This window comes from Streptomyces sp. NPDC029041 (assembly GCF_040637515.1).
Classification (GTDB): Bacteria; Actinomycetota; Actinomycetes; order Streptomycetales; family Streptomycetaceae; genus Streptomyces.
This window is the reverse complement of sequence record NZ_JBEZWO010000020.1, coordinates 1-23,946: the sequence shown is the minus strand read 5'-3', so window position 1 is coordinate 23,946 and position 23,946 is coordinate 1. Positions and strand designations below refer to the sequence as shown.

The window sequence follows — 23,946 nt, the reverse complement described above, 5'->3', positions numbered from 1 at the left end:
CCGGCGCCCGGCGCTCATGGGTTGTCCTCCGGCCTTCAGTCGACCACCGGGGCGGCGGTGGGAGCGGTGTCCGGGGCCTCCGACCGGTGCTCGGCGAGCACTCCGGTCCGGTGCCGCTGGACGAACCAGTAGTAGGCGAAACCACCGCCCGCGATGACGGTGACGAAGAGCACCGCGCCCCAGCGCAGGTACCAGTGGTAGGGAGCCGAGGCGTTGTAGACCGCGGCCCGCGGCCAGATCAGGTTGAGCGTCATGGCAGCGCCCCACAGGACCGCGAGGACGTTGACCGGCAGGCCCCAGCGGCCCAGGGAGAACCGGCCCTCGCCCGCCGGCTGCCACTTCCCGCGCAGCCGCGCGACCAGCAGCGGCACTGTCACCCCCAGGTAGGCGAGGTAGATCATGATGATGCCGATGCTGGTGACGACGGTGAAGATCTGCGGCTGGCGGATGTTGACCACCAGGATCGCCAGCGCCAGGACTCCGATGATCACGGTCGGCAGGACCGGTGTCTGGAACCGCGGGTGGCACCGGGCCAGCTTCGAGGACGCCGGCAGGTTGTTGTCGCGGGCCATCGCGAACGCCAGCCGGACCGCCGCCGTGTGCACGGCCAGGGCGCACACCGTCGCCGCGATCAGCACGCACCACAGCATCGCCTTGCCGGCCGTCGGGCCGAGCACGTCCAGCACGATGTACTGCAGGCCGTCCGACGACAGCTTGTCGCCCTTCAGGCTGGACACGCTCATCAGCGCGAGCAGCAGGATCAGACCGCCCAGGACGAAAGAGGCCACGATCGCCCGGATGATGGCGCGGGGCGCGTTCCGGGTCGGGTCCAGGGACTCCTCACCGAGCGAGGCGGCCGTGTCGAAGCCGTACATGACGTACGCCGAGGCCAGCGAGGCCACCAGGAAGGCGCCCAGGTAGCCGTTCCCGTAACCCGCGCCGGTCCCGTGCGTCTCCATGACGACCTGCGGGCCACGCGTGATGTGGACCGCGAACAGGACGATCAGTACGACGGTGGCGATCAACTCGATGAACACGCCCGCCGTGTTGATGCGAGCCATCAGCTTGACGCCGAAGGCGTTCACGAGGGTCGTGAACAGGATCAACACCGCGGCCAGGATGACCGCGTTGGTCGCCACGTCGTACGTACCGGTGCCGTCCCCCACGAACTGGAAGAACGACGAGATCTGCGGCAGCGTCAGCTGGTAGGCCAGCGCGACGGCCGATATGGACACGATCGAGGCGATCAGCATCATCCAGCCCGCGAGCCAGCCCAGATGCGGATTGCCCGTCTTCTTGGACCAGTTGTAGACCGAGCCCGCCACGGGATAGCGGGCGGCGAGCTCCGCGAAACACAGCGCCACCATGAACTGGCCGGCGAAGACCATCGGCCACGACCACCAATAGGCCGGGCCGCCACTGCCGTAGCCGAAGTAGAACAGCTGGAAGGTGCCGGTCAGGATCGAGATGTAGCTGATCCCCGCGGCGAAGGTGTGGAAGTTGCCCAGGGTGCGCTTGAGTTCGGGTCTGTAGCCGAACTCGGTGAGTTCGGCGTCGTCCCGGCCCTGTGGGTCGGTCGACTCTGCGGTTGCTCTCATGGGCGGTTCCTCACGCGGTGTCTCAGGGTCGGTTCGATCAGTCGAACCAACCCTGAGGGGTGAGGCGGGTGTTGCGCCAGAGGTGTTTCGTCCCCGTCGCTGACACCGTCCTGCCTCACGAGTGGGACAACTGCCCGGCTCCACCCCGCCGGCGTATCCGCCCCTGCGCCCGCTCGGCGGCACGCTCCTGCCGTCGCGTCCGCCGTCGCTCGCGCCGCAGCGCCCGCGCCGTGCTGCTCGGCACGGACACCACGCCGTTGCGCTGGTTCCAGACCTGGCGGGTCACCCACACGTCGAGCGCTCCCCACGTGGCCGCGATCGTGCTGACCACACTGCTGATCACCATGGGGAACGCCAGCCACGACCCGGCCATCGTGCACAGGAACGCCACCATGGCCTGGATCAGGGTCACGGCTATGAGAAGGACCGCTCGCACGGCCGCCGTCCGCACCGGATCCGGCAACCGGCGCCGCCGCGCGGGCTCCTCGACCCACAGGGGCCGGTAGGACGGCCGCTCCGAAGCGCCGCGGCTCGCCCCGCGATGCACAACCCCCGTCTCGTGCGCCGGGGGCTCCACCGTGCCCCCGGGAATGTCCCGATCGGAAGCACCGGCAATCCGATGCCCTGTCAGCCGCGTCCCACCAGCCCTGGACGCACCGCGCCGTTCCGCCGTGCCCATCACCGTGTCACTCCCCACCGCCAGCAGTCCGCTCGCTCGCACCCGAAGACCCGTGCTTCCCAGTGGCTGCCCGGCTTGCGCTGCTTTACGCCGCCCAGGTGCCGGGCGCGGCTCCTGTGGCCGATTCCGCCCTCGTTCCCCGCAGAGAAGGACGAACGGCCTCTCACGAAGATTCCCGGAAATCGAAAAGTTTCAGCCAACCGCCCATGCGTCGCCCGCCGGTTACCCGCGCCGCCACCCTCGGTTTCGGGCAGACAACTCCCGCAATGCCCGGACAACTCGCCACGCTTCGCGGGTGGCGCGGAAGTTCAGGTTCCGGACCGGCTTTCGAGTTCCCTGTGGGTCGGTAGTAGGCTCGCGCCGTTTGTTGACGCACATGTGTACCCCCGGTAGCCGGGGGCCCGAGCTGGGGGAGGCCATGCGCTTTCGCGGGAAGTCCATCCGCCGGAAGATCGTGGCGCTGCTTCTCGTGCCGCTGGTGTCCCTGACTGCGATCTGGACCTTCGCCACCGTGCTCACGGGACGTGAGGCGAGCGACCTGTTCAACGTGTCGTCCGTGGTGGAGAAGATCGGCTACCCCATCGAGGACACCGTCCGCGTCCTGCAGGAAGAACGCCGCCAGACCCTCGTCCACCTCGCCGACCCCCGCGCCTCCGACGGCCTCGCCGCGCTCCGGCGCAGCCGGTCCGCCACCGACAAGGCCGTCAGCGGCATCCGCGAGAACGCCCGGAACCCCGACGTGCGGGACGCGATGGGCGCGGACACCGACGAGCGGCTGACAGCCGTCCTGGACGGCTTCGACGGCATCGAGTCGCTGCGCCGCAGCGTCGAGGACGGCACCGTCAACCGCACACAGGCCCTCGACCTCTACAACCGGCTGGTCGACCCCTGTTACGTCCTCCTCGCCAACCTGCACGTGGTCGACAACATCGAACTGGACAAGCAGTACCGCGCGCTGGTCAATCTCGCCCGCGCCCGCGAACTGCTCTCCCGTGAGGACGCCCTCCTCGGCTCCGCCCTGATCGTCGGCAGGATCTCCCACTCCGAAGAGCGGGACATCTCCGACCTCGTGGCCCAGCGCACCCTGATGTACGACGTCAACCTGCCGCTGCTCCCCGTGGCCGAGCGCGACCGCTACCAGAGCTTCTGGAAGAACGCTTCCTCCGCCCCCTTGCGCGTGGCCGAGGAAGCCGCCGTCTCCTCCGGAGCCGGCACCCCCCGCGGAGTCTCCGCGAAGAGCTGGGACAGCGCCGCCGGCAACGTGCTCGACGAGCTCGGCACCCTCAACGACCAGGCCAACGACCGCTATCAGGATCGCGTCCACCCCGTGGCCGTCGGCGTCATCGCCAAGGCGGTCATCGCCGGTGCCCTCGGCCTGATCGCGCTCCTGCTCTCCCTCTTCCTGTCCGTACGGGTCGGCCGCACCCTCATCCGCGATCTGCGACAGCTGCGTCTGGAGGCCCACGAGGCGTCCGGAGTGCGCCTGCCCAGTGTCATGCGCCGCCTCTCCGCGGGCGAGCAGGTCGATGTCGAGACCGAGGTCCCCCGCCTCGAATACGACAAGAACGAGATGGGCGAGGTCGGCCAGGCCCTCAACACGCTGCAGCGCGCGGCCGTCGAAGCCGCCGTCAAGCAGGCCGAGTTGCGCGCCGGTGTCTCCGAGGTCTTCGTCAATCTCGCGCGACGCAGCCAGGTCCTCCTCCACAAGCAGCTCACCCTCCTCGACGCCATGGAGCGCCGGACCGAGGACACCGAGGAACTCGCCGACCTGTTCCGCCTCGACCACCTCACCACCCGCATGCGCCGGCACGCCGAGGGCCTTGTGATCCTCTCCGGCGCCGCGCCCTCCCGCCAGTGGCGCAAGCCCGTCCAGCTCATGGACGTCGTCCGAGCCGCCGTCGCCGAGGTCGAGGACTACGAGCGCATCGAGGTCCGCCGCCTTCCCCGGAACGCCATCACCGGCCCGGCCGTCGCCGACCTCACGCATCTCGTGGCCGAACTCCTGGAGAACGCCACGGTCTTCTCGCCGCCGCACACCGCCGTGCAGGTCCTGGGCGAGCGGGTCGCCAACGGCTTCACCCTGGAGATTCACGACCGTGGCCTCGGCATGGCCGCGGAGGCTCTCCTGGACGCCAACCTCCGGCTCGCCGAGACACCGGAGTTCGAGCTCTCCGACACCGACCGGCTAGGCCTGTTCGTGGTCAGCCGGCTCGCCCAGCGCCAGAACGTCAGGGTCTCCCTGCAGCCCTCCCCGTACGGCGGCACGACCGCCGTGGTCTTCATCCCCGACACGCTGCTCACCGACGACGTCCCGGACACCAACGGAATCGGGTTCCGTCTCGACCGCCCCCAGCTGGCCCCCGACAACCAGCCGAAGGACGCCCGCCGCGCCGCGCTGTCCCACGCGCCCGCGCAGCGGCCCGGCCTGCCCGCCGCCCTGCTGGACGGGCCGGTCGAACTGGAGGCCCCCGTCGACCTGGACGCCATCGCGGGCTTCCCCGGCGCCATCGAGGACGAGGACAGCGAGCACGGCGGTCTGTTCCGCCCCCGCACTTCCCTCACCCGTGACCCGGACGACAGCACCGGCCGCCGCACCGATCCGCGCCGGCAGCCCGCCGACCCCCGTGGCGCAGAGGACCGGACCGATGGTGACGACGAGCTGGGCGCCCCGGTCGCGCTGCCCCGCCGCCACACCCCCAAGCTGGTCAGCTCGCACGGGCGCCCGGTGACGGACCAGCGGCCCAGGCGGGGCAGGACGGACGAGGCGACGACCCCCGCCGCCGGCCGAACCGATGCGAGCACCACGTCGGCGCTCCCGTCCCGGCACCGCGGCGAGGAGCCGGCGCCCGGCCGGGACACCGGCCGGCCGGGAACCGAACCGGCACCCGCGCTTCCGGCCCGGCACCGCACCGAGAACCCGTCGACCGGCGGCCGTCGTGGCGACGCCCCGCCGGACGCACCGCCGCCGCTGCCTGCCCGACGCCGGGGTACGGACTCGGGCCGCCGTGGCATCGGCGCGGTCGGCCGCGCCGAGGACCACGCGGACTCCCCGGCCTCACCGGGCGGCGCCGCGGGCGACCGGTCGGAGCCGTCCGCTCTGCCCAGGCGGACCCGCCGCGCGGAGATCGCCTCGAGCGGCCTGGAACGATCGGACCAGCGCTCCGGCTCCGCGCCGGCCGGCAGCGGCGGCACCCCGGGTACCGAGGCGGGCTCGGGCGCGGCGCCCCGGAGCACGGGCTCCACGCCACAATCCGGTTCCGGCACCGCCCCGCTGCCCCGGCGCGTCCGGCAGGCCAACCTGGCCCCGCAGCTGAAGCGGAGCTCGGAGCCGCGTGGCGACGACAGGGCCGAGCCCGTCGAGCGCGACGCCGAGGAAGTACGCAACCGCATGGCATCGCTCCAGCGTGGCTGGCAGCGCGGCCGTGAGGAGAACGCCGCGGGCGATGATGCCCACAGCGGCGCGGCACCACAAGGAACGACAGAGGGGGACGGTCGATGACCGCACCGAAGGCGACCGGCCACACCGCGACCAGCAGGGGGGAGCTGAACTGGCTCCTCGATGATCTGGTGGACCGTGTCGCGAGCATCCGCAAGGCCCTCGTGCTCTCCGGCGACGGTTTGCCGACGGGCTTGTCCAAGGACCTGACCAGGGAGGACAGCGAACACCTCGCTGCCGTCGCCTCGGGGTTCCACAGCCTGGCCAAGGGCGTGGGACGCCACTTCGAGGCCGGCAACGTCCGCCAGACGGTCGTCGAACTCGACGACGCCTTCCTTTTCGTGACGGCCGCCGGCGACGGCAGCTGCCTCGCCGTCCTCTCGGACGCCGACTCGGACGTCGGCCAGGTCGCCTACGAGATGACGCTCCTCGTGAAGCGGGTGGGCGTGCATCTGGCGGCCGCACCGCGCACCGATCTGCCCGCAGGCGGGTAGTGGGATGGCATGAGCGCTGACGGTCAGGGAAGAAGCCACTGGTTCGACGACGAAGCCGGACCGGTCGTCCGCCCGTACGCCATGACCCGCGGCCGCACCAGCAGTCAGGGCCAGCACCGCCTGGACCTGATCGCGGTCGTGGTCGCGGAGCCGCAGGCGGACGATCCGGAAGCCGACCACATGCTTTCCCCGGAGCATGTGGATATCGTCGAACTGTGCCGCGACATCCCGCAGTCGGTCGCCGAACTCGCAGCAGAACTCGACCTGCCGATCGGAGTGGTACGGGTCCTCGTCGGAGATCTCGTGGACGCGGAATTCGTCCATGTGAACCGGCCCGTGCCCCCTGCCGAGCTGCCGGACGAGAGTATTCTGCGCGACGTGATCAACGGCCTCCGGGCGCTGTGAGCAGCGCGGAAGCGGGGTACTGACGTGTCTGGCTGGCAGTTCTGGGTGGACCGCGGCGGCACCTTCACCGACGTCGTCGCCCGGCGCCCGGACGGCCGGCTGCTCACGCACAAGCTGCTCTCGGACAATCCCGCACGCTACGCCGACGCCGCGGTCGAGGGCGTCCGCACCCTGCTGGCAGACTCCGGCGCCCCCGTCGACAGCGTGCGCATGGGGACCACTGTCGCGACCAACGCCCTCCTGGAGCGCACGGGCGAGCGCACCCTCCTGCTCATCACCCGGGGCTTCCGTGACGCCCTGCGCATCGCCTACCAGAACCGCCCGGGCATCTTCGCCCGCCGCATCGACCTGCCGGAACTGCTGTACCAGCGGGTCGTCGAGATCGACGAGCGCATCGCCGCCGACGGCACCGTCCTGCGCGTCCCCGACCTGGAAGCCCTCACCGGGCCTCTCCAGGCGGCCTACGACGACGGGATCCGGGCCGTCGCCGTGGTCTGCATGCACAGCCATCTCCACCCGGCGCACGAACAGGCGGTCGGGGAGCTGGCCGCCCGCATCGGCTTTCCGCAGATCTCGCTCTCCAGCGAGACGAGTCCCCTGATGAAGCTCGTCCCCCGCGGGGACACCGCCGTCGTGGACGCCTACCTCTCGCCCGTGCTGCGCCGTTACGTCCGGCATGTCGCCGACGAGCTCGAAGGCGTACGGCTGATGTTCATGCAGTCCAACGGCGGCCTCACCGAGGCCGGGCAGTTCCGCGGGAAGGACGCCATCCTGTCCGGGCCGGCCGGCGGCATCGTCGGTATGGCCCGCATGTCCCAGCTCGCCGGCTTCGACCGCGTCATCGGCTTCGACATGGGCGGCACCTCCACCGACGTCTCCCACTTCGCGGGCGCCTACGAACGGGTCTTCACCAGCCGGATCGCGGGCGTCCGGCTGCGCGCCCCCATGCTCGACATCCACACCGTCGCGGCCGGCGGCGGGTCGGTCCTGCACTTCGACGGCTCCCGCTACCGCGTAGGGCCGGACTCGGCGGGCGCGGAGCCGGGCCCCGCCTGCTACCGCGGTGGCGGGCCGCTCGCCGTCACCGACGCCAACGTCATGCTCGGCCGGATTCAGCCCGCTCACTTCCCGCAGGTCTTCGGCCCGAACGGCGACGAGCCGCTCGACGGTGCGGTCGTCCGGGACCGCTTCACCGCCCTCGCCGGTCTGATCGGCGAGCGGACCGGCGACGACCGCACGCCGGAACAGGTCGCCGAGGGCTACCTGCAGATCGCCGTGGCCAACATCGCGTCCGCCGTGAAGCGGATCTCGGTCCAGAAGGGCCACGACGTCACCCGCTACGCCCTCACCACTTTCGGTGGCGCGGGAGGCCAGCACGCCTGCATGGTCGCCGACGCCCTCGGGATCCGCACCGTCCTCGTGCCGCCCATGGCCGGAGTCCTGTCCGCCCTCGGCATCGGACTCGCCGACACCACCGCCATGCGCGAGCAGTCCGTCGAAGCCCCCCTCGAACCCGCCTCCATGCCAGGCGTCCTCAAGACCGCCGAAGCCCTCGAAGCCGCCGCCCGCGCCGAACTCCTCGCCGAGGACGTCCCCGAGGAGCACATCCAGGTCACCCGGCGCGCGGAACTTCGCTACGACGGCACCGACACCACCCTCACCGTCAAGTTGACCGAGCCCGGCACGATGCGGCACGCCTTCGAAGAACGTCATCGCGCCACGTACTCCTTCACGCTCGACCGTCCGATCGTCGTCGAAGCGCTCTCCGTCGAGGCCACCGGCATCACCGCACCCCCCGATCTGTCCGCTCTCGCTCCCTGTGCAACCGACACAGCCTCCTCCGGTACCACAGGCGGCCGTCACTCCTCAGCGCCCCGGACCGTCCGTCTCCACACGGGCGGCACCTGGCGCGACGTGCCCCTGCGCCGCCGCGAGGAACTTCCCCCGGGCGACACGGTCACCGGCCCGGCGATCATCACCGAATCCGGCTCCACGACCGTCGTCGACGACGGCTGGTGGGCCGCGGCGGCCGACGACGGGCATCTGGTCATGGAACGCGCCGCGATTACGCAGAGTTCCGATCTCGGTACCGAAGTCGATCCGGTCCTGCTTGAGGTCTTCAACAACCTCTTCATGTCGATCGCCGAGCAGATGGGCGCCCGCCTCGAATCCACAGCCCAGTCCGTCAACATCAAGGAGCGCCTGGATTTCTCCTGCGCCCTCTTCGACCCGGACGGAAACCTGGTGGCCAACGCGCCGCACATCCCCGTCCACCTGGGCTCGATGGGCACGAGCGTCAAGGAGGTCATCCGCCGGCGCGCCCCCCGCATGCGCCCGGGCGACGCCTACGCGGTCAACGACCCGTACCACGGCGGCACCCACCTGCCGGACGTCACCGTGATCACCCCGGTCTTCGACACGACACCGGAAGCCGATACGGAGAGTGACACCGGGAAGGGTGAAGAGGGGAACCCGAAGATCCTCTTCTACGTCGCGTCCCGTGGCCACCACGCCGAGATCGGCGGCATCGCCCCCGGCTCCATGCCCGCCGACAGCCGCACCATCGAGGAGGAAGGCGTCCTCTTCGACAACTGGCTGCTCGCCGAGAACGGCCGCTTCCGCGAGAAGGAGACCCTCCGCCTGCTCACCGAGGCGCCGTACCCCTCCCGCAACCCGAAGACCAACCTCGCCGACCTGCGCGCCCAGATCGCCGCCAACCAGAAGGGCGTCGACGAAGTCGGCCGCATGATCCAGGACTACGGCCTCGACGTCGTCCAGGCCTACATGAGGCACGTCCAGGACAACGCCGAAGAAGCAGTACGCCGTGTCATCGACGCCCTCGACGACGGCGAGTACGCCTATGAGACCGATTCGGGAGCCGTCATCCGCGTCGCCGTGCGCGTGGACCGCGAGCACCGCGCCGCGACCATCGACTTCACCGGCACGTCCGGGCAGCTGCCGACCAATTTCAACGCGCCCTTCTCGGTGGTCAACGCCGCAGTCCTGTACGTCTTCCGCACTCTTGTCGCCGACGACATCCCCCTCAACGACGGTTGTCTGCGCCCCTTGAGCATCGTCGTCCCGCCCGGCTCCCTGCTCGCTCCCGAGCCGCCCGCCGCCGTCGTCGCGGGCAACGTGGAGACCTCCCAGGCCGTCACCGGCGCGCTCTACGCGGCGCTTGGCGTCCAGGCCGAAGGCTCCGGGACCATGAACAACGTCACCTTCGGCAACGAACGCCACCAGTACTACGAAACCGTCGCCTCAGGCTCCGGGGCGGGCGACGGTTTCCCGGGCGCACCCGTCGTCCAGACCCACATGACCAACTCACGCCTCACCGACCCCGAGGTCCTGGAGTGGCGACTGCCCGTGCGCCTCGAGGAGTTCGCCGTCCGGCGCGGCAGCGGCGGCGCCGGCCGGTGGCACGGCGGGGACGGCGCCGTACGCCGCATCCGCTTCCTCGAATCCATGACCGTCTCCACCCTGTCCCAGCACCGCAGAGTCGCCCCGTACGGCATGGCGGGCGGCGAGCCGGGCGCTCTCGGTGCCAACCGGGTGGAGCACGCCGACGGCACGGTGACCGAACTGGGTGGCAGCGATTCCGCGGACCTCATCAGCGGCGACGTACTCGTCATCGAAACCCCAGGCGGCGGAGGCTACGGCTCGCCGTCGCCCGACCCCCATCAAGCAGGAGAAGAGATCGATGATCTTCGGGCGTTCTGAGCGTGGCAAGCCTCCGGTCGAGCCCGTCACGCTCAAGATCCTCGTGGCCGGCGGCTTCGGCGTGGGCAAGACCACGCTCGTCGGCGCGGTGAGCGAGATCAGACCGCTGCGCACCGAGGAGCTGCTCACCGAGGCCGGGCGCCCGGTCGACGACACCAGCGGCGTGGAAGGCAAGCACACGACGACCGTCGCCATGGACTTCGGCCGCATCACCCTCCGCGAAGACCTCGTGCTGTACCTCTTCGGCACACCCGGCCAGGAGCGGTTCTGGTTCATGTGGGACGAACTCTCCGAGGGCGCGCTCGGTGCCGTCGTGCTGGCCGACACCCGCCGCCTGGAGGACTGCTTCGCCGCCGTCGACTACTTCGAACGGCGCTCGATCCCCTTCCTCGTCGGCGTCAACTGCTTCGAGGGCGCTCCCCGTTACCCGGTGGAGGACGTCCGCCAGGCTCTCGACCTGGACGAGGGCGTGCCGCTCCTGATGTGCGACGCCCGCGACCGGGAGTCGGTCAAGGAGGCCCTCATCGGCGTCGTCCAGCACGCCATGGCGCACACGGCCGGCCGCCGCGAGGCGGTCACCGGCTGACGCCGCCCCTCGGCAGCGGACACGGCCCGCACCCCCGCCGACGAGGGTACGGGCCGCAGCCGTGAGCGACGGTCCACGCGCGCGTGGTCAGCTGTCGCCGTCCTCCTCCCAGCCGAAGCTCTTCTCCACGGCCTTGCGCCAGTTGTGGTACTCGCGGTCGCGCACCGACGCCTCCATGTCCGGCGTCCACTCGACGTCCTTCTGCCAATGCGCCTTGAGCTCGTCCAGGTCGTTCCACACCCCGGTGGCCAGACCGGCCGCGTAGGCGGCGCCCAGACAGGTCGTCTCGGAGATCTTGGGCCGCACCACCGGGACGTCGAGCACGTCCGCCTGGTGCTGCATGAGGAGGTTGTTCTTTGTCATGCCGCCGTCGACCTTCAGGGTGGTGATGTGCACCCCGGAGTCCTGGTACATGGCGTCCACGACCTCGCGGGTCTGCCAGCTCGTCGCCTCCAGCACAGCCCGCGCGAGGTGCGCCTTGGTGACGTACCGGGTCAGACCGGTGACGACGCCCCGCGCGTCGGAGCGCCAGTAGGGGGCGAACAGGCCCGAGAACGCCGGAACGATGTACGCGCCGCCGTTGTCCTCCACACTCGCCGCGAGGGGCTCGATCTCGTCGGCCGTGCGGATGATGCCGAGCTGGTCCCGGAACCACTGGACCAGCGCGCCCGTGATGGCGATCGCGCCCTCCAGGCAGTAGACCGGCGCCTCGGTGCCGATCTTGTACCCCATCGTCGTCAGCAGTCCGCTCTTCGACGGCACCGGGCGGTCACCCGTGTTGAGCAGCAGGAAGCTTCCCGTGCCGTACGTGTTCTTGGCGGTGCCCACGTCGTAGCAGGCCTGCCCGAACACGGCCGCCTGCTGGTCGCCCAGCGCGGAGGCCACGGGTACGCCGGCGAGCTGGCCGACGGCGGTCCCGTACACCTCGGAGGAGGAGCGGATCTCGGGCAGCATGGCCTCGGGGATGTTCATCGCCGAGAGGATCGAGGGGTCCCACTGGAGGGTCTCCAGGTTCATCAGCATGGTGCGTCCGGCGTTGGTCACGTCGGTGACGTGCTGCCCGCCGTCCGTGCCGCCCGTGAGGTTCCAGATCAGCCAGGAGTCCATGGTGCCGAAGGCGATCTCGCCGCGTTCGGCACGGGTCCGGAGGTCGGGCACGTTGTCGAGCAGCCAGGCCGCCTTGGGTCCGGAGAAGTAGGTCGCCAGCGGCAGCCCCGTCTGCTCGCGGAAACGGTCCTGCCCGTCCGAGCCGCCCAGCTGGTTGCACAGGGCGGCCGTCCGCGTGTCCTGCCACACGATGGCGTTGTGCACCGGCTTGCCGGTCGCCCGGTCCCACAGGAGGGTCGTCTCGCGCTGATTGGTGATGCCCATCGCGCTCAGCTGGTCGGCTCTCAGACCGGCCTCGGCGAGTGCCCCCGCCACCACCGCCTGCACCTTCGACCAGATCTCGGTGGCGTCGTGCTCCACCCAGCCGGGTTTCGGGAAGATCTGGCGGTGCTCGCGCTGGTCCACGGCGACGATCGCGCCGTCCTGGTTGAAGACGATGCAGCGGCTCGACGTGGTGCCCTGGTCGATGGCTGCGACGTACTTCGCGGAGTTGTCCGTCATGGCTACCCCTTCGGCTGTGTCAGAAGGCTGCGTTGTAGATGACGCCACCCAGCAGTCCGCCGATCAGTGGTCCGACGACGGGGATCCACGAGTAGCCCCAGTCGGACGTGCCCTTGTTCGGGATCGGCAGGATGGAGTGGATGATGCGCGGGCCGAGGTCGCGCGCCGGGTTGATGGCGTACCCGGTGGGCCCGCCCAGGGACAGGCCGATGCCGACGACCAGGAGGGACACCAGCAGAATCGAAATGCCGGAGCCGTAGATTCCGGCCGCTTCTCCGGGAATCTGGCCGATGCCGACCCCTTGGACGACTCTGTTGTCACCCGCCAGGGCCAGGATGGGCAGCACCAGGGCGATGGTGGCGAGGATCTCCGTGATCAGGTTCGCGATCGGGTTCCGGATCTCGGGGATCGTGGAGAAGATCCCGAGCGTCGGAACGGGTTCGTCCGCCGTGCCCTCCGTGGTGCCCGTCTTCCGCACGTTCGCCGCGAACTGCGCGTAGTACACGAGGTAGCACAGGACCGCCCCGATCATGGCGCCGGTCATCTGGCCCAGGAGGTACACCCAGACCTTGCTCCACACCCCCGTGTCGACGGCCAGGCCGAAGGTGACGGCCGGATTGATGACCCCTCCGGAGAGGGGAGCGGCGGTGTACGCGCCCGCCAGCACGCCGAAACCCCAGCCGAAGGTGATCACGATCCACCCGGAGGCCCGGGCTTTCGAAAATCGGAGAGTGACGGCGGCACACACGCCGGCACCGAACAGGATCAGAATCGCCGTGCCGATCATCTCGCCGAAGAAAATGTCTCCGTTGGTCATGGCTGCTCCTCAGCCTTGGCCCGGGACGAGCCGCCCCGGTCCTCACCTGCAGGGTGCGTTTCCCGTGGCTACTTCAGCCGAAGGCAGGGAGACGTCCGCGCCCCGCCCGGCATCCGTGACGAGCGTGCCGTCGCAGCCGAATCGCCCTTGGGGGAATGAGCCTTTCGCAGGCGCACCCACGCGCCGCAGTGCCGGAATACGCCGAGTATGTACGGCGATGTCGACTGACACCGGAAGTGTTCACCGGCACCCAAGGGGCGTCAAGGTCGCCGACTGCAACGGTTGACGGCCGTCGGACGGTCACCGGGCTCGCGCCGGGCCGGCGGGCCGGTTGCTCGGTCCGGCGGCGCCCGGTCGGGTCGTTGTTCAGATCTGGTCCGGACCCGCGCGAGCCCGGATGAGCCGCGCGAGGCTTGGCTGACTGATGGTGTCCGGCCTGCGCTGGACCCCGCCGGGGGGCAAAAGACCAGCCGCACCTGACTCCTCGCTTGCTAGTGTCCAGGATTCACCTGACCTGGTGGTTTCTCAACCGCAGGAGATGCGCGGAGCCATGGCCGCCGCGGATGCGCCCTGACGCCCCGTGCCCGGCGCCGCCCCGGCCAGGCCGGGTCTCCCGCGGCTCGTCCCTCTCCCCGGAGCCTCGGACGCCCTGCCCGCCCCTGTCGACCGCCATCCCGCAGCTCTCCGAATGCGTCGCAGGCGCACAGGCGGATTGCCGTCGCAGGTGCAGCGCAGGCACCGGCGTCTGCTGCGAGCCCCGGCGCACCTCATGGCCCGGCACACCCGCCCGGGTCCAGCACCCAACTCGCCCCGTGCAGCGCTTCCGCCGCCTCCTTCAGCGGCGCCAGGCAGGTCTCGGCCCCCCGGGTGGCCGGCCGGACTGCCCGGCGTGCACAGCGGTGTCACGAGCGACAACCTGACCGGCCGGCCTCCCGCCGACCGGGGCGCGTCCAGCACCGAGGCGGCCGGCGGATCGAGCCGGTCCGGATCAGCGAGCACCAGGAAGTCGTCCCCGCCGACATGTCCCACGCGCGTGCCGCCCGTCGCGGCCCGTCGCAGCGCCTGGCCCACCGCCCGGCTCAGCCGGGCCGTCGCGTCGGCGCCCACCGTCCGTCCCGATCGGTTACACGCCGTGATGCTCAGGGCCGGTTGCCGTCCACTGTGGTAGGTGCCTTGATCGCCGCGGTCGCCGCCCTGCTGGCATCAACCACCCCCGCCCCGGCCGCCCCGGCCGCCACCGATCCCAAGGCGCCGAAGGACTTCGTGGCGCTGAGCAGTGGGGATCCGACCCTCCTTCAGGAGATGCGCTGCGTCACCCCGCACGACTTCGTGGGCGAGCGCGTCGACGGTTACAGGCAACCCCTCTGCGTCCTCACCCGCCCCGCCGCCGAAGCCCTCCACAAGGCCCAACGCAAGCTCCTGCACCAGGGCTGCACAACAAGGTCTAGGACTGCCACCGCCCCCAGCGCGCGGTTCCCGGACAACTCGATCGACATGGGGACCGGCTTCGACTGCTTCGACGACACCCTCTCGCACACGTCCGACCCGCACATCCAGGGCCGACAGCGCGCCAACCGGCTGCTCCTCAAGAACACCCTCGAGGGACTCGGCTTCGTGAACCCGCCGGAGGAATGGTGGCACTACACCTTCAAGCCCGAGGCGCATCCGGACACGTACTTCGACTTCCCTGTGTCCCGGACATCGCTCAGCGGTGCTCACTGAGCAGCCTGCTCATGGCGCACGCTCCGGGATCGGCTACAGTCCGCCGCGTGTCCGAAACTCAGCACTCCGCTTCCAACTCCGCACCGAACTCCCACTGTTCGAGCTGCGGCGCGCCCTACGGAGAGGGCATCACCGGCTGGCCCCGCACCTGCCCGGTGTGCGGGGCCGTGGCCTACCGCAACCCGCTCCCGGTCGCGGTGGCCCTCCAGCCCGTGTACGACACCAAGGGCACCGCCCTGGTCGTCATCACCCGAACCATCGCCCCCGCGCGCGGGGGCATCGCCCTGCCCGGCGGCTACATCGACGACCGCGAGGACTGGCGGCAGGCCGTCATACGCGAACTCCGGGAGGAAACCGGCATCGACGCGGCCGGCCGGGACGTACGTCTCGTCGACGCGATGAGCTCACCCGACGGGCACCTGCTGCTGTTCGGCCTCCTCCCGGAACGCCCGGCCGAGAGCCTGCCCTCCTCCACGGCCACGGACGAGACGGAGGGCTGGCACCTCCTGCGCCGGCCCGAGGAACTGGCGTTCCCCCTGCACACCATCGCCGTACGGGCCTGGTTCGAGGGCCGGTACATCTGACCTGGGACCTCCCAGGTCCCAGCGGAGTTCACGGCCCCTCGGTCCCGCGAACCCGTACCGGGTAGGGCGGCGCGCCACCGCCGTCCTCACCCACCCGCTCCACGACCACCCGGGAGCCCGTCCACCGAGCGGTGTACCGCTCGATCTCCGGCTCCTGCCACCCCTCGCCCCCGTCCGGCACGACGAGCCCGCCCCCGGCCCGTCCCCGGGCGGGCGCCCACACCTCCAACTCCAGCCCCCCGTCGTCCCCACGGACCGGAAGCACGGAACCCGCGCGCGCGAACACCGGGATGCGCGACAGGGGCGCGTCGACCAGCACCTGCCCCGGCCCCTCGTACGCCTGCCCCGTCGCGACGTCGTACCAGCGCCCCCGAGGCAACCGCACGGTCCGCCGGCCCACACCCGGATCCAGCACCGGCGCCACCAGCAGGGCGTCACCCAGCAGGAAGGCGTCCTCGCAGTCGCGCAGCGCCCGCTCCTCCGGCGCCGCCCACCACAGAGGCCGCACGTAGGGCGCTCCGGTACGCCGCGCCAGATGCGCCAGCGTCACGAAGTACGGCAGCAGCCGCCGGCGTTCGACGAGCGCCGCACGCGCGTGCTCCAGCACCTCCTCCCCGAACTCCCACGGTTCCCTGCGTCCCGCCCGCAGCCCCGCATGCGTACGGAACAGCGGCAGATACGCGCCCAGCTGGAACCACCGCAGATACAGCTCCGGGGACGGAACCCCGTCGAACCCCCCGACGTCCGGCCCCGAGTACGGGACGCCGCACAGCCCCAGCCCCATGACCAGCGCCAAGGACGCCCGCAGCCCCGGCCAGCCGGTGGCGACGTCCCCCGACCACGTCCCCCCGTAGCGCTGCATGCCGGCCCAGCCGGAACGGGAGAACAGGAACGGCCGCTCCTCGGGCGCCAGCCTCCGCAACCCTTCGAAACCCGCCCTGGCCATGCACAGCGCGTACACGTTGTGCGCCTCACGATGGTCACCGCCCCGCCCCTCCAGGCAGTGGCGAGCCGAGCGCGGCAGCGTCGACTCCCCGAAGGCGGTGAACGACGTGGGTTCGTTCATGTCGTGCCAGAAGCCCGAAAAGCCCTGGGCGAGCCGCTCCTCGTACAGAGCGCCCCACCACGCACGCACGCGCGCGTGCGTGAAGTCGGGGAAGACCACCTCCCCGGGCCACACGACACCCTCCACCACCTTCCCGGAGGCATACCGCACGAACGCGTCCTCGGCCACCCCGGAGTCGTACACGGCCCGGCCCGGCAGGGCCTGCACGCCCGGCCCGACGATCGACACCAGCCGGACGCCCTCCCGGCGGAGCTCCTCGGCCAGCACGGGCAGCTTCGGGAAGCGCTCCTGGTCGACGGTGAACACCTGACGCGCGTCGAGGTGGTCGATGTCCAGGTGCACGGCGTCCAGCGGCAGACCGTGCTCCAGATAGCCGGCGACGATCCGTCGCACCTCCTGCTCGCTGCCCGACCCCCACCGTGCGTGATGGTGCCCGAGGGCCCACACGGGCGGCAGCGCGGGCGCCCCGGTGAGCGACGCCCAGGCGAGCAGCACGCGCGCGGGGGTGCCCACCATCACCCAGCAGCGCAGGGGACCGCCGGCCATCCGCAGCTCGCTCGTCCCGGCACGGTCGTGCCCGGAACCCGCGCCCTCCTCGCCCTCGCACAGCGTCACCGTGCCGTCCCACGAGCTGTCGTGGAAGGCCAGATGCGTACCGCCGTCGGACACCACCAGCTGCACCGGCATCGTGATGTACAGCGGGTCGTCCCCGGGCGCGAAGGCGCGGCCCGGATCGGAGTTCCACAGCCGGTACGTCCCGTCCGGCAGCCGAGGGCCCGATGTACGCCCTCCGAGCCCGAAGAACCGTGCGTCGGCGCCCACCTCCGACCGCTGCGTCCACCGCGCCGGGCCGCCGCCGACCGGCTCCCACCACCGCGGGGGCAGATCCCGCCGCAGGGTGACCCCGCCCGGAGTCCGCACCTCCACCGCGCCGTGCCGCGAGACCACGACCGTCACCCGCTCGGCCACCACACGCCAGCCGCCGTCCTTGTCCGGCTCCAGGACAGCCCGCGGATCCGGTTCCGGAGAGCGTCCGGCCAGCGCGTAGGAGGGCTCGGGCCCCGCCCCGTCCCAGCCCCAGAACACCGCCCCGTTCACGGCGACCAGAATCCGCAGCTCCGACCGGCTGAACCGGATGACACCGCCCCCCGGCCCGGGCTCCGCGTCCGCCACGGGCCCGGGCACCCGCGCACGCTCCGCCCCCCGCGCCGGCAGCCCGGTGGCGTCGGCCCGGTGCCTGCGCCACGCTGCTCGTACGGTACGCACACCCTGCGCCGCCCCCAACGAAGCCACCGCTTTCACCGAACGCACCAGGTCACGACCGTTCATGCTGCTCACCCTGCCACTGACGGCCCCGCGCGGGCGTGTCGTTCAACTGCCGTTCACCCGTGCCAGGACCACATCTTCACGACACGGACTATGTGGGGCGCACCCTGGTGCCGAAGTCGATCACATGGCATTGTCCGTGCCAGCCGCTCACGCGCACACCCCAACCCGTGCGCGGAGGACGCACACGACGCGCACAGTCCGGGAGCCGACCATGTCGACCATCAGTCCCCAGCCGCTCTGGCAGCCCGACCCCGAGCGCATCGCCCGCGCGCGGATCACCAGGTTCCAGGCCTGGGCGGCCGAGCACCACGGCGCTCCCGCCGACGGCGGCTACCCGGCCCTGCAACGCTGGTCCGTCGACGAACTGGACACCTTCTGGAAGGCCGTCACCGAGTGGTTCGACGTCCGTTTCTCGCAGCCCTACGCGCGCGTGCTCGGCGACCGCTCGATGCCCGGCGCCGAGTGGTTCCCCGGCGCGACCCTGAACTACGCCGAACACGCGCTGCGCGCCTCCTCCACCCGCGCCGAGGAACCGGCCCTCCTGCACGTCGACGAGACCCACGAAGCACGCCCCGTCACCTGGGCCGAACTGCGCCGCCAGGTCGGCTCACTGGCCGCTGAACTGCGCGCCCTCGGCGTGCGCCCAGGCGACCGGGTCAGCGGCTATCTCCCGAACGTCCCGCAGGCGGTGGTCGCCCTCCTCGCCACGGCCGCAGTCGGCGGCGTCTGGACCTCCTGCGCGCCCGACTTCGGCGCCCGCAGCGTCCTCGACCGCTTCCAGCAGGTCGAACCCGTCGTGCTCTTCACCGTCGACGGCTACCGCTACGGCGGCAAGGAGCACGACCGACGCGAGGTCGTCGCCGAACTGCGCCGCGAACTCCCCACCCTGCGGGCTGTGATCCACATCCCGCTCCTCGGCACCGAGGCACCCGAGGGCGCCCTGGACTGGTCGGCCCTCACCTCCGCCGACACCGACCCCGTCTTCGAGCAGGTGCCCTTCGACCACCCCCTGTGGGTGCTCTACTCCTCCGGCACGACCGGACTGCCCAAAGCCATCGTCCAGTCCCAGGGCGGCATCCTCGTCGAGCACCTCAAGCAACTCGGCCTGCACTGCGACCTCGGCCCCGAGGGCCGCTTCTTCTGGTACACCTCGACCGGCTGGATGATGTGGAACTTCCTCGTCTCCGGCCTGCTCACCGGCACCACGATCGTCCTCTACGACGGCAGCCCCGGCTACCCCGACACCGGAGCCCAGTGGCGGATCGCCGAACGCACCAAGGCCACCCTCTACGGCACCTCCGCCGCCTACGTCATGGCCTGCCGCAAGGCCGACGTGCACCCGTCCCGGGACTTCGACCTCTCCTCCGTCCAGTGCGTCGCCACCACCGGCTCGCCCCTGCCCCCCGACGGATTCCGCTGGCTCCACGACGAGGTCCGCGACGACCTGTGGATCGCCTCCGTCAGCGGCGGCACCGACGTGTGCTCGTGCTTCGCCGGAGCCGTACCGACCCTTCCGGTCCACGTCGGCGAGCTCCAGGCCCCCTGCCTCGGTACCGACCTGCAGTCCTGGGACCCCGGCGGCAGCCCCCTCGTGGACGAGGTCGGCGAACTCGTCGTCACCAACCCCATGCCGTCGATGCCCATCCACTTCTGGAACGACCCCGACGGCAGCCGCTACCACGACAGCTACTTCGACACCTACCCCGGCGTGTGGCGGCACGGGGACTGGATCACCCTCACCTCCCGTGGATCCGTCGTCATCCACGGCCGCTCCGACTCCACGCTCAACCGCCAGGGCGTCCGCATGGGATCCGCCGACATCTACGAAGCCGTCGAGAGGCTCCCCGAGATCAAGGAATCCCTCGTCATCGGCATTGAGCAGCCCGACGGCGGCTACTGGATGCCCCTCTTCGTGCACCTGGCCCCCGGAGCCGTCCTCGACGAGGCCCTGCACAACCGCATCAAGCAGACGATCCGCGAACAACTGTCACCACGCCATGTCCCCGACGAGATCATCGAAGTACCCGGCGTCCCGCACACCCTCACCGGCAAGCGCATCGAGGTCCCCGTCAAGCGCCTCCTCCAGGGCACCCCTCTGGAGAAGGCGGTCAACCCCGGTTCCATCGACGACCTCGGCCTGCTGAACTTCTACGAGGATCTGGCCCGCAAGCGCGCCTGACGCCGCCACCCCCTCAGAGCGCGGGTCACCGCAGACACTCCGCCGTGACCTGCGCTCTCCGTCATCGATGCCCCGCACGATCACCAACCCCGGACCTCACTGTCAGTGGCGACGGTTACTGTGAGTGAGCATTGATCGACCGTGCACAGGGGGAACCATGACGCACACCGACAACCGGACCAAACGCCGCGTCCTGCACCGCGAGATCGCCGGCACCATCGGCCTGCTGACCGACGATCACGACTTCCGGGCCATGCGGCGCTACCGCAGCTTCACCTTCGACGACCACGCGACCTATCTGAAACACGTGGAGGCCCTGCTCAGGGCCAGGGCCCTGCAGGGCAGCCACACCACGGTGGCCCTCTTCGACCCCGAGGAGTACGCCGACTTCTGCACACGCAAGGACCTGGACCCCGACACCCCGTCGAGCCGATCACGCTTCACGGCACAGATCGCGGCGACAGGCCCGACCCTCCCCTACGACGGCCGGCCCCTTGCCGACCTGCTCCCGGCCCTCGTCGACGAGGCCGTCCGGCAGGCCACCTGGGAGTACGCGACCACCCTCCTCGCCCGCCTCGGCGCCTGCACCTCCTGCGGCGAGGACATCGGACGCGCCGCCTTCACCCGAGCCGCGGAGCTCCTCAGCCGCATCCTCGACACGGCGCCACCGGGCGACCGCCACCTCGTCTGCAGTGTCACAGGACCGCCCGAGACCCTCGTCGCCGCCCTCCACATCACCGGCGACCGGACCGCGCTGGAACTGGACGAAACGGAAGCCCTCGAATTCACCACGGTCCTGGCTCTCGGCCTGGTCACCGAAAGCCCCGGAGGACTCGTCGTCCGCGCCACCGCCCCGGGCACACCCGACCGCGTCTACGGCTGGCGCATGCGCTCCTACGGACTGGAACCGCTCACCGCGGGAGAGGTCTTCGACGCCTACTGCACCGACGTCGAATCCGGCGACCTGATCGCCCCCGAATCCAACGTCGACTACTGCGCACCACCCGACCTGGGGGAGGAGAACCCGGCTCAGGGGCACCGGCACTGAACGCGCGAGGGGCGCCCCACCTCAGTGGAGCGCCCCTCCCGGAAAACCGCCGAAGGTCCGGCCGGGCCTACTCGCCCGACAACACCGCCTGCGCCGCACTGCGTGCTTCCTCGGCACTGTCCGTCGCCCGCGCCGCCGCAGCGGCCCGCTCGCACTGCGCCAGCGTGTACTTCGCCAGCGTCGCCCGGACGTAAGGAATCGACGCGGCACCCATCGAGAGGGAGGTGACACCCAGACCGGTCAGCACACACGCGAGCAGAGGGTCGGACGCGGCCTCACCGCAGACTCCACAGCTCTTGCCCTCGGCCTTGGCCGCCTCGGCGGACAGCTCCACCAGGTCGAGCAGGGCGGGCTGCCAGGGGTCCTGCAGACGGGACACCGCACCCACCTGACGGTCGGCGGCAAAGGTGTACTGGGCGAGGTCGTTCGTCCCCAGCGACAGGAACTCGACCTCCTGGAGGACCGAGCGAGCCCGCAGCGCCGCCGAAGGGATCTCCACCATCGCGCCGAACTTGGCCCGCAGCCCGGCCTCACGGCAGGCGTCCGCGAAAGCCCGGGCATCCGTGCGGTCCGCCACCATCGGGGCCATGACCTCGAGGTAGACCGGCAGCCCCTCCGCGGCCTTGGCGAGCGCGGTGAGCTGGGTGCGCAGGACCTCCGGGTGGTCGAGCAGCGTCCGCAGACCCCTTACTCCGAGCGCCGGGTTCGGCTCGTCGGCCGGTGTGAGGAAGTCGAGCGGTTTGTCGGCACCCGCGTCCAGCACCCGCACCACGACACGCCCCTCGGGGAACGCCTCGAGCACCTGCCGGTACGCGGCGACCTGCTTCTCCTCCGAGGGGGCCTGCTTGCTGTCGTCCAGGAAGAGGAACTCGGTACGGAACAGACCCACGCCCTCGGCACCGGCCTCCACAGCGGCCGCCACGTCAGCGGGCCCACCGATGTTCGCCAGCAGCGGCACCTTGTGGCCGTCCGCTGTGGCACCGGGCCCGGTGGAGGCGGCCAACGCGGCCTTCCGCTCGGCGGCCGCCGCCTCCAGCTGTGCCTTCTTCTCGTCGCTCGGGTCCACGAAGATCTCCCCCGTGCTGCCGTCGACGGCGATCATCGTGCCTTCGGCGAGCTCACCGGCACCCGGCAGCGCCACCACGGCCGGCACCCCGAGCGCCCGGGCGAGAATCGCACTGTGGCTGGTCGGCCCGCCCTCTTCGGTCACGAAGCCGAGCACCAGAGTCGGGTCGAGCAGCGCGGTGTCGGCCGGCGCGAGGTCGCGGGCGACCAGGACATAGGGCTCGTCGCTGTCGGGAACGCCCGGCATCGGCACGCCCAGCAGCCGGGCGACGATACGGTTCCGGACGTCGTCGAGGTCGGCCACGCGACCGGCGAGGTACTCACCGGCCCCCGCCAGCAGCTCGCGGTAGGAGGCGAACGCGTCGTACACCCCGCGCTCCGCCGTGCTGCCGACGGCGATCCGCCGTTCCACATCGGCGAGCAGCTCCGGGTCCTGGGCCATCATGGCCTGCGCCTCGAGCACCGCCTGGGCTTCGCCACCGGCCAGGTTGCCCCGCGCCATCAGGTCCGCCGCCACCGCCTCGACGGCCTTGCGGGCGCGCCCCTGTTCACGCTCCGCCTCCTCCGCCGGTATCTGCTTCGCGGGCGGCTCGAGCACCGCCGTTCCCATGTGCCGAACCTCGCCGATGGCCACACCGTGGCTCACCCCGACGCCTCGCAGCGTTGTCTCCATCTCACCCGTCTCCGATAGAGCGGCGGACCCCGCCGCCGCGGTGGTTGTCGTACTCGCCGTCACAGGACGGCACTGGCGTCACTTCCAGAGGAAGAGACTGTCGCCGGCCTTCACATCACCGTTGTCGCGAAGATCGCAGAGAGCTTCGGCCGTGGCCTCCAACGCAACGACCGGGCAGACGGCGGACTTGCCGGCGGCCTCGACGGCTCCCGCGTTCCAGCGGATGACACCCTGCCCGCGCCTGACGGTGTCGCCCTTGTTCACGAGCAGCTCGAAACCCTCGCCGTTGAGCTGCACGGTGTCGATGCCGAGGTGGGTGAGCACACCGTGTCCGTCCTCGTCGACGACGACGAAGGCGTGCGGGTGCAGAGAGACGATGACGCCATCCACGGGCGAGACGGCCTCGGAAGGCTCACGGACGGGATCGATCGCTGTACCCGGGCCGACCATGGCCCCGGAGAAAACAGGATCCGGCACTGCCGCAAGTCCGATAACGCGTCCTGCGAGCGGGGACGTCACGGTGGTCATGGGAAGCCTCCCAGGGGTGGAGATCGATGGGGCCGCCCCTGTAGGTACCGGGCGGCACGCTGTTCAGCAGCGTATGTCACCTGAAGTGCCGGTTCCGCGTGAGCACTCCGGAGTGGTCTAGACCATACCCCACAGCGATTTGCACCGGCTCCGCGGTCGCGTGTACAGTCGTACTCCTGCTTGGGGCTGAGCGACGCAACCTTGCGTCCTGGCCGGGCAGCAACCAACTTGTCAGATCCTATCTCCGGATCGCTTTCTGCGTGCCTGCAGGACGGTGGTCGGAGGGCCGGAAAAACACTGATAGAGTTTGGAACACCGAAGGGAAGCCCGGAGGAAAGCCCGAGAGGGTGAGTACAAAGGAAGCGACCGTTCCTTGAGAACTCAACAGCGTGCCAAAAGTCAACGCCAG

General features: G+C 70.7%; 16 protein-coding genes and 1 pseudogene. 9 read left to right on the top strand and 8 right to left on the bottom strand.

Annotated features, from left to right (window positions below; translation table 11 throughout):
• Positions 1–35: 35 nt before the first annotated feature.
• On the bottom strand, positions 36–1,598 hold the full coding sequence (locus AB0F04_RS34660) for an amino acid permease (protein WP_362049369.1): 1,563 nt from the start codon (positions 1,596–1,598) through the stop codon (positions 36–38).
• A 115-nt stretch (positions 1,599–1,713) separates the two neighbouring features.
• Positions 1,714–2,295, bottom strand: coding sequence for a hypothetical protein (locus tag AB0F04_RS34655; RefSeq protein WP_362049366.1), 582 nt, complete (start codon positions 2,293–2,295; stop codon positions 1,714–1,716).
• A 400-nt stretch (positions 2,296–2,695) separates the two neighbouring features.
• On the opposite strand from AB0F04_RS34655, the gene AB0F04_RS34650 reads away from it, so the two are divergent.
• Genes AB0F04_RS34650 through AB0F04_RS34630 form a run of 5 tightly spaced genes read left to right on the top strand, consistent with a single transcriptional unit; the run spans position 2,696 to position 10,918 of the window.
• On the top strand, positions 2,696–5,776 hold the full coding sequence (locus tag AB0F04_RS34650) for a nitrate- and nitrite sensing domain-containing protein (RefSeq protein ID WP_362049363.1): 3,081 nt from the start codon (positions 2,696–2,698) through the stop codon (positions 5,774–5,776).
• Positions 5,773–6,207 (top strand): roadblock/LC7 domain-containing protein, encoded by a 435-nt coding sequence (locus tag AB0F04_RS34645; protein ID WP_362049360.1) that lies wholly within the window; start codon positions 5,773–5,775, stop codon positions 6,205–6,207. The genes AB0F04_RS34650 and AB0F04_RS34645 overlap by 4 nt, the downstream gene beginning before the upstream one ends.
• Before the next feature lie 9 nt (positions 6,208–6,216).
• The gene (locus AB0F04_RS34640) at positions 6,217–6,612 is read left to right on the top strand and encodes a DUF742 domain-containing protein (protein WP_104778870.1); all 396 of its coding nucleotides are present in this window, start codon (positions 6,217–6,219) and stop codon (positions 6,610–6,612) included.
• A gap of 24 nt (positions 6,613–6,636) precedes the next feature.
• The gene (locus AB0F04_RS34635; protein ID WP_362049357.1) at positions 6,637–10,332 is read left to right on the top strand and encodes a hydantoinase B/oxoprolinase family protein; all 3,696 of its coding nucleotides are present in this window, start codon (positions 6,637–6,639) and stop codon (positions 10,330–10,332) included.
• Positions 10,313–10,918 carry an ATP/GTP-binding protein gene (locus tag AB0F04_RS34630; protein ID WP_362049354.1) on the top strand — a complete coding sequence of 202 codons (606 nt, stop codon included), beginning with the start codon at positions 10,313–10,315 and terminating at the stop codon, positions 10,916–10,918. The genes AB0F04_RS34635 and AB0F04_RS34630 overlap by 20 nt, the downstream gene beginning before the upstream one ends.
• 87 nt (positions 10,919–11,005) lie before the next feature.
• On the opposite strand, the gene glpK is transcribed toward AB0F04_RS34630, so the two are convergent.
• The 3 genes and pseudogenes from glpK to AB0F04_RS34615 all read right to left on the bottom strand — a co-directional run.
• Positions 11,006–12,526, bottom strand: a complete 1,521-nt coding sequence (gene glpK / locus AB0F04_RS34625) for a glycerol kinase GlpK (RefSeq protein ID WP_362049350.1) — start codon at positions 12,524–12,526, stop codon at positions 11,006–11,008.
• A 19-nt stretch (positions 12,527–12,545) separates the two neighbouring features.
• Positions 12,546–13,343 (bottom strand): MIP/aquaporin family protein, encoded by a 798-nt coding sequence (locus AB0F04_RS34620; protein WP_362049347.1) that lies wholly within the window; start codon positions 13,341–13,343, stop codon positions 12,546–12,548.
• A 751-nt stretch (positions 13,344–14,094) separates the two neighbouring features.
• Positions 14,095–14,426, bottom strand: a pseudogene (locus AB0F04_RS34615) (diguanylate cyclase); the annotation flags it as partial.
• A gap of 90 nt (positions 14,427–14,516) precedes the next feature.
• Here AB0F04_RS34615 and AB0F04_RS34610 point away from each other — a divergent pair.
• Both AB0F04_RS34610 and AB0F04_RS34605 read left to right on the top strand, forming a co-directional pair.
• Complete coding sequence (locus AB0F04_RS34610) at positions 14,517–15,065, top strand: M15 family metallopeptidase (protein ID WP_362049344.1); 549 nt, start codon at positions 14,517–14,519, stop codon at positions 15,063–15,065.
• A gap of 47 nt (positions 15,066–15,112) precedes the next feature.
• On the top strand, positions 15,113–15,649 hold the full coding sequence (locus tag AB0F04_RS34605) for an NUDIX domain-containing protein (RefSeq protein WP_362049341.1): 537 nt from the start codon (positions 15,113–15,115) through the stop codon (positions 15,647–15,649).
• A gap of 28 nt (positions 15,650–15,677) precedes the next feature.
• Here AB0F04_RS34605 and AB0F04_RS34600 read toward each other — a convergent pair whose 3' ends face one another.
• Positions 15,678–18,044, bottom strand: coding sequence for a glycoside hydrolase family 31 protein (locus AB0F04_RS34600; RefSeq protein WP_362049339.1), 2,367 nt, complete (start codon positions 18,042–18,044; stop codon positions 15,678–15,680).
• A 211-nt stretch (positions 18,045–18,255) separates the two neighbouring features.
• Here AB0F04_RS34600 and AB0F04_RS34595 point away from each other — a divergent pair, with 211 nt between their 5' ends.
• Positions 18,256–20,223 (top strand): acetoacetate--CoA ligase, encoded by a 1,968-nt coding sequence (locus tag AB0F04_RS34595; RefSeq protein WP_362049336.1) that lies wholly within the window; start codon positions 18,256–18,258, stop codon positions 20,221–20,223.
• A 157-nt stretch (positions 20,224–20,380) separates the two neighbouring features.
• Complete coding sequence (locus tag AB0F04_RS34590) at positions 20,381–21,271, top strand: hypothetical protein (RefSeq protein ID WP_362049333.1); 891 nt, start codon at positions 20,381–20,383, stop codon at positions 21,269–21,271.
• A 67-nt stretch (positions 21,272–21,338) separates the two neighbouring features.
• Here the strand turns inward: AB0F04_RS34590 and ptsP are convergent, their stop codons facing one another.
• A complete protein-coding gene (ptsP, locus tag AB0F04_RS34585; protein WP_362049330.1) occupies positions 21,339–23,009 on the bottom strand; it encodes a phosphoenolpyruvate--protein phosphotransferase in 1,671 nt (556 codons plus the stop codon).
• A 78-nt stretch (positions 23,010–23,087) separates the two neighbouring features.
• The gene (locus AB0F04_RS34580) at positions 23,088–23,537 is read right to left on the bottom strand and encodes a PTS glucose transporter subunit IIA (protein WP_362049327.1); all 450 of its coding nucleotides are present in this window, start codon (positions 23,535–23,537) and stop codon (positions 23,088–23,090) included.
• Between the last annotated feature and the right edge of the window lie 409 nt (positions 23,538–23,946).

Bases quoted from the DNA above. Each gene is read 5' to 3' on its own strand.
- AB0F04_RS34620 (WP_362049347.1), bottom strand. From the start codon at position 13,343: ATGACCAACGGAGACATTTTCTTCGGCGAGATGATCGGCACGGCGATT.
- AB0F04_RS34650 (WP_362049363.1), top strand. From the start codon at position 2,696: ATGCGCTTTCGCGGGAAGTCCATCCGCCGGAAGATCGTGGCGCTGCTT.
- glpK (WP_362049350.1), bottom strand. From the start codon at position 12,526: ATGACGGACAACTCCGCGAAGTACGTCGCAGCCATCGACCAGGGCACC.
- AB0F04_RS34580 (WP_362049327.1), bottom strand. From the start codon at position 23,537: ATGACCACCGTGACGTCCCCGCTCGCAGGACGCGTTATCGGACTTGCG.
- AB0F04_RS34640 (WP_104778870.1), top strand. From the start codon at position 6,217: ATGAGCGCTGACGGTCAGGGAAGAAGCCACTGGTTCGACGACGAAGCC.
- AB0F04_RS34660 (WP_362049369.1), bottom strand. From the start codon at position 1,598: ATGAGAGCAACCGCAGAGTCGACCGACCCACAGGGCCGGGACGACGCC.
- AB0F04_RS34590 (WP_362049333.1), top strand. From the start codon at position 20,381: ATGACGCACACCGACAACCGGACCAAACGCCGCGTCCTGCACCGCGAG.
- AB0F04_RS34645 (WP_362049360.1), top strand. From the start codon at position 5,773: ATGACCGCACCGAAGGCGACCGGCCACACCGCGACCAGCAGGGGGGAG.
- AB0F04_RS34630 (WP_362049354.1), top strand. From the start codon at position 10,313: ATGATCTTCGGGCGTTCTGAGCGTGGCAAGCCTCCGGTCGAGCCCGTC.
- ptsP (WP_362049330.1), bottom strand. From the start codon at position 23,009: ATGGAGACAACGCTGCGAGGCGTCGGGGTGAGCCACGGTGTGGCCATC.
- AB0F04_RS34595 (WP_362049336.1), top strand. From the start codon at position 18,256: ATGTCGACCATCAGTCCCCAGCCGCTCTGGCAGCCCGACCCCGAGCGC.
- AB0F04_RS34600 (WP_362049339.1), bottom strand. From the start codon at position 18,044: ATGAACGGTCGTGACCTGGTGCGTTCGGTGAAAGCGGTGGCTTCGTTG.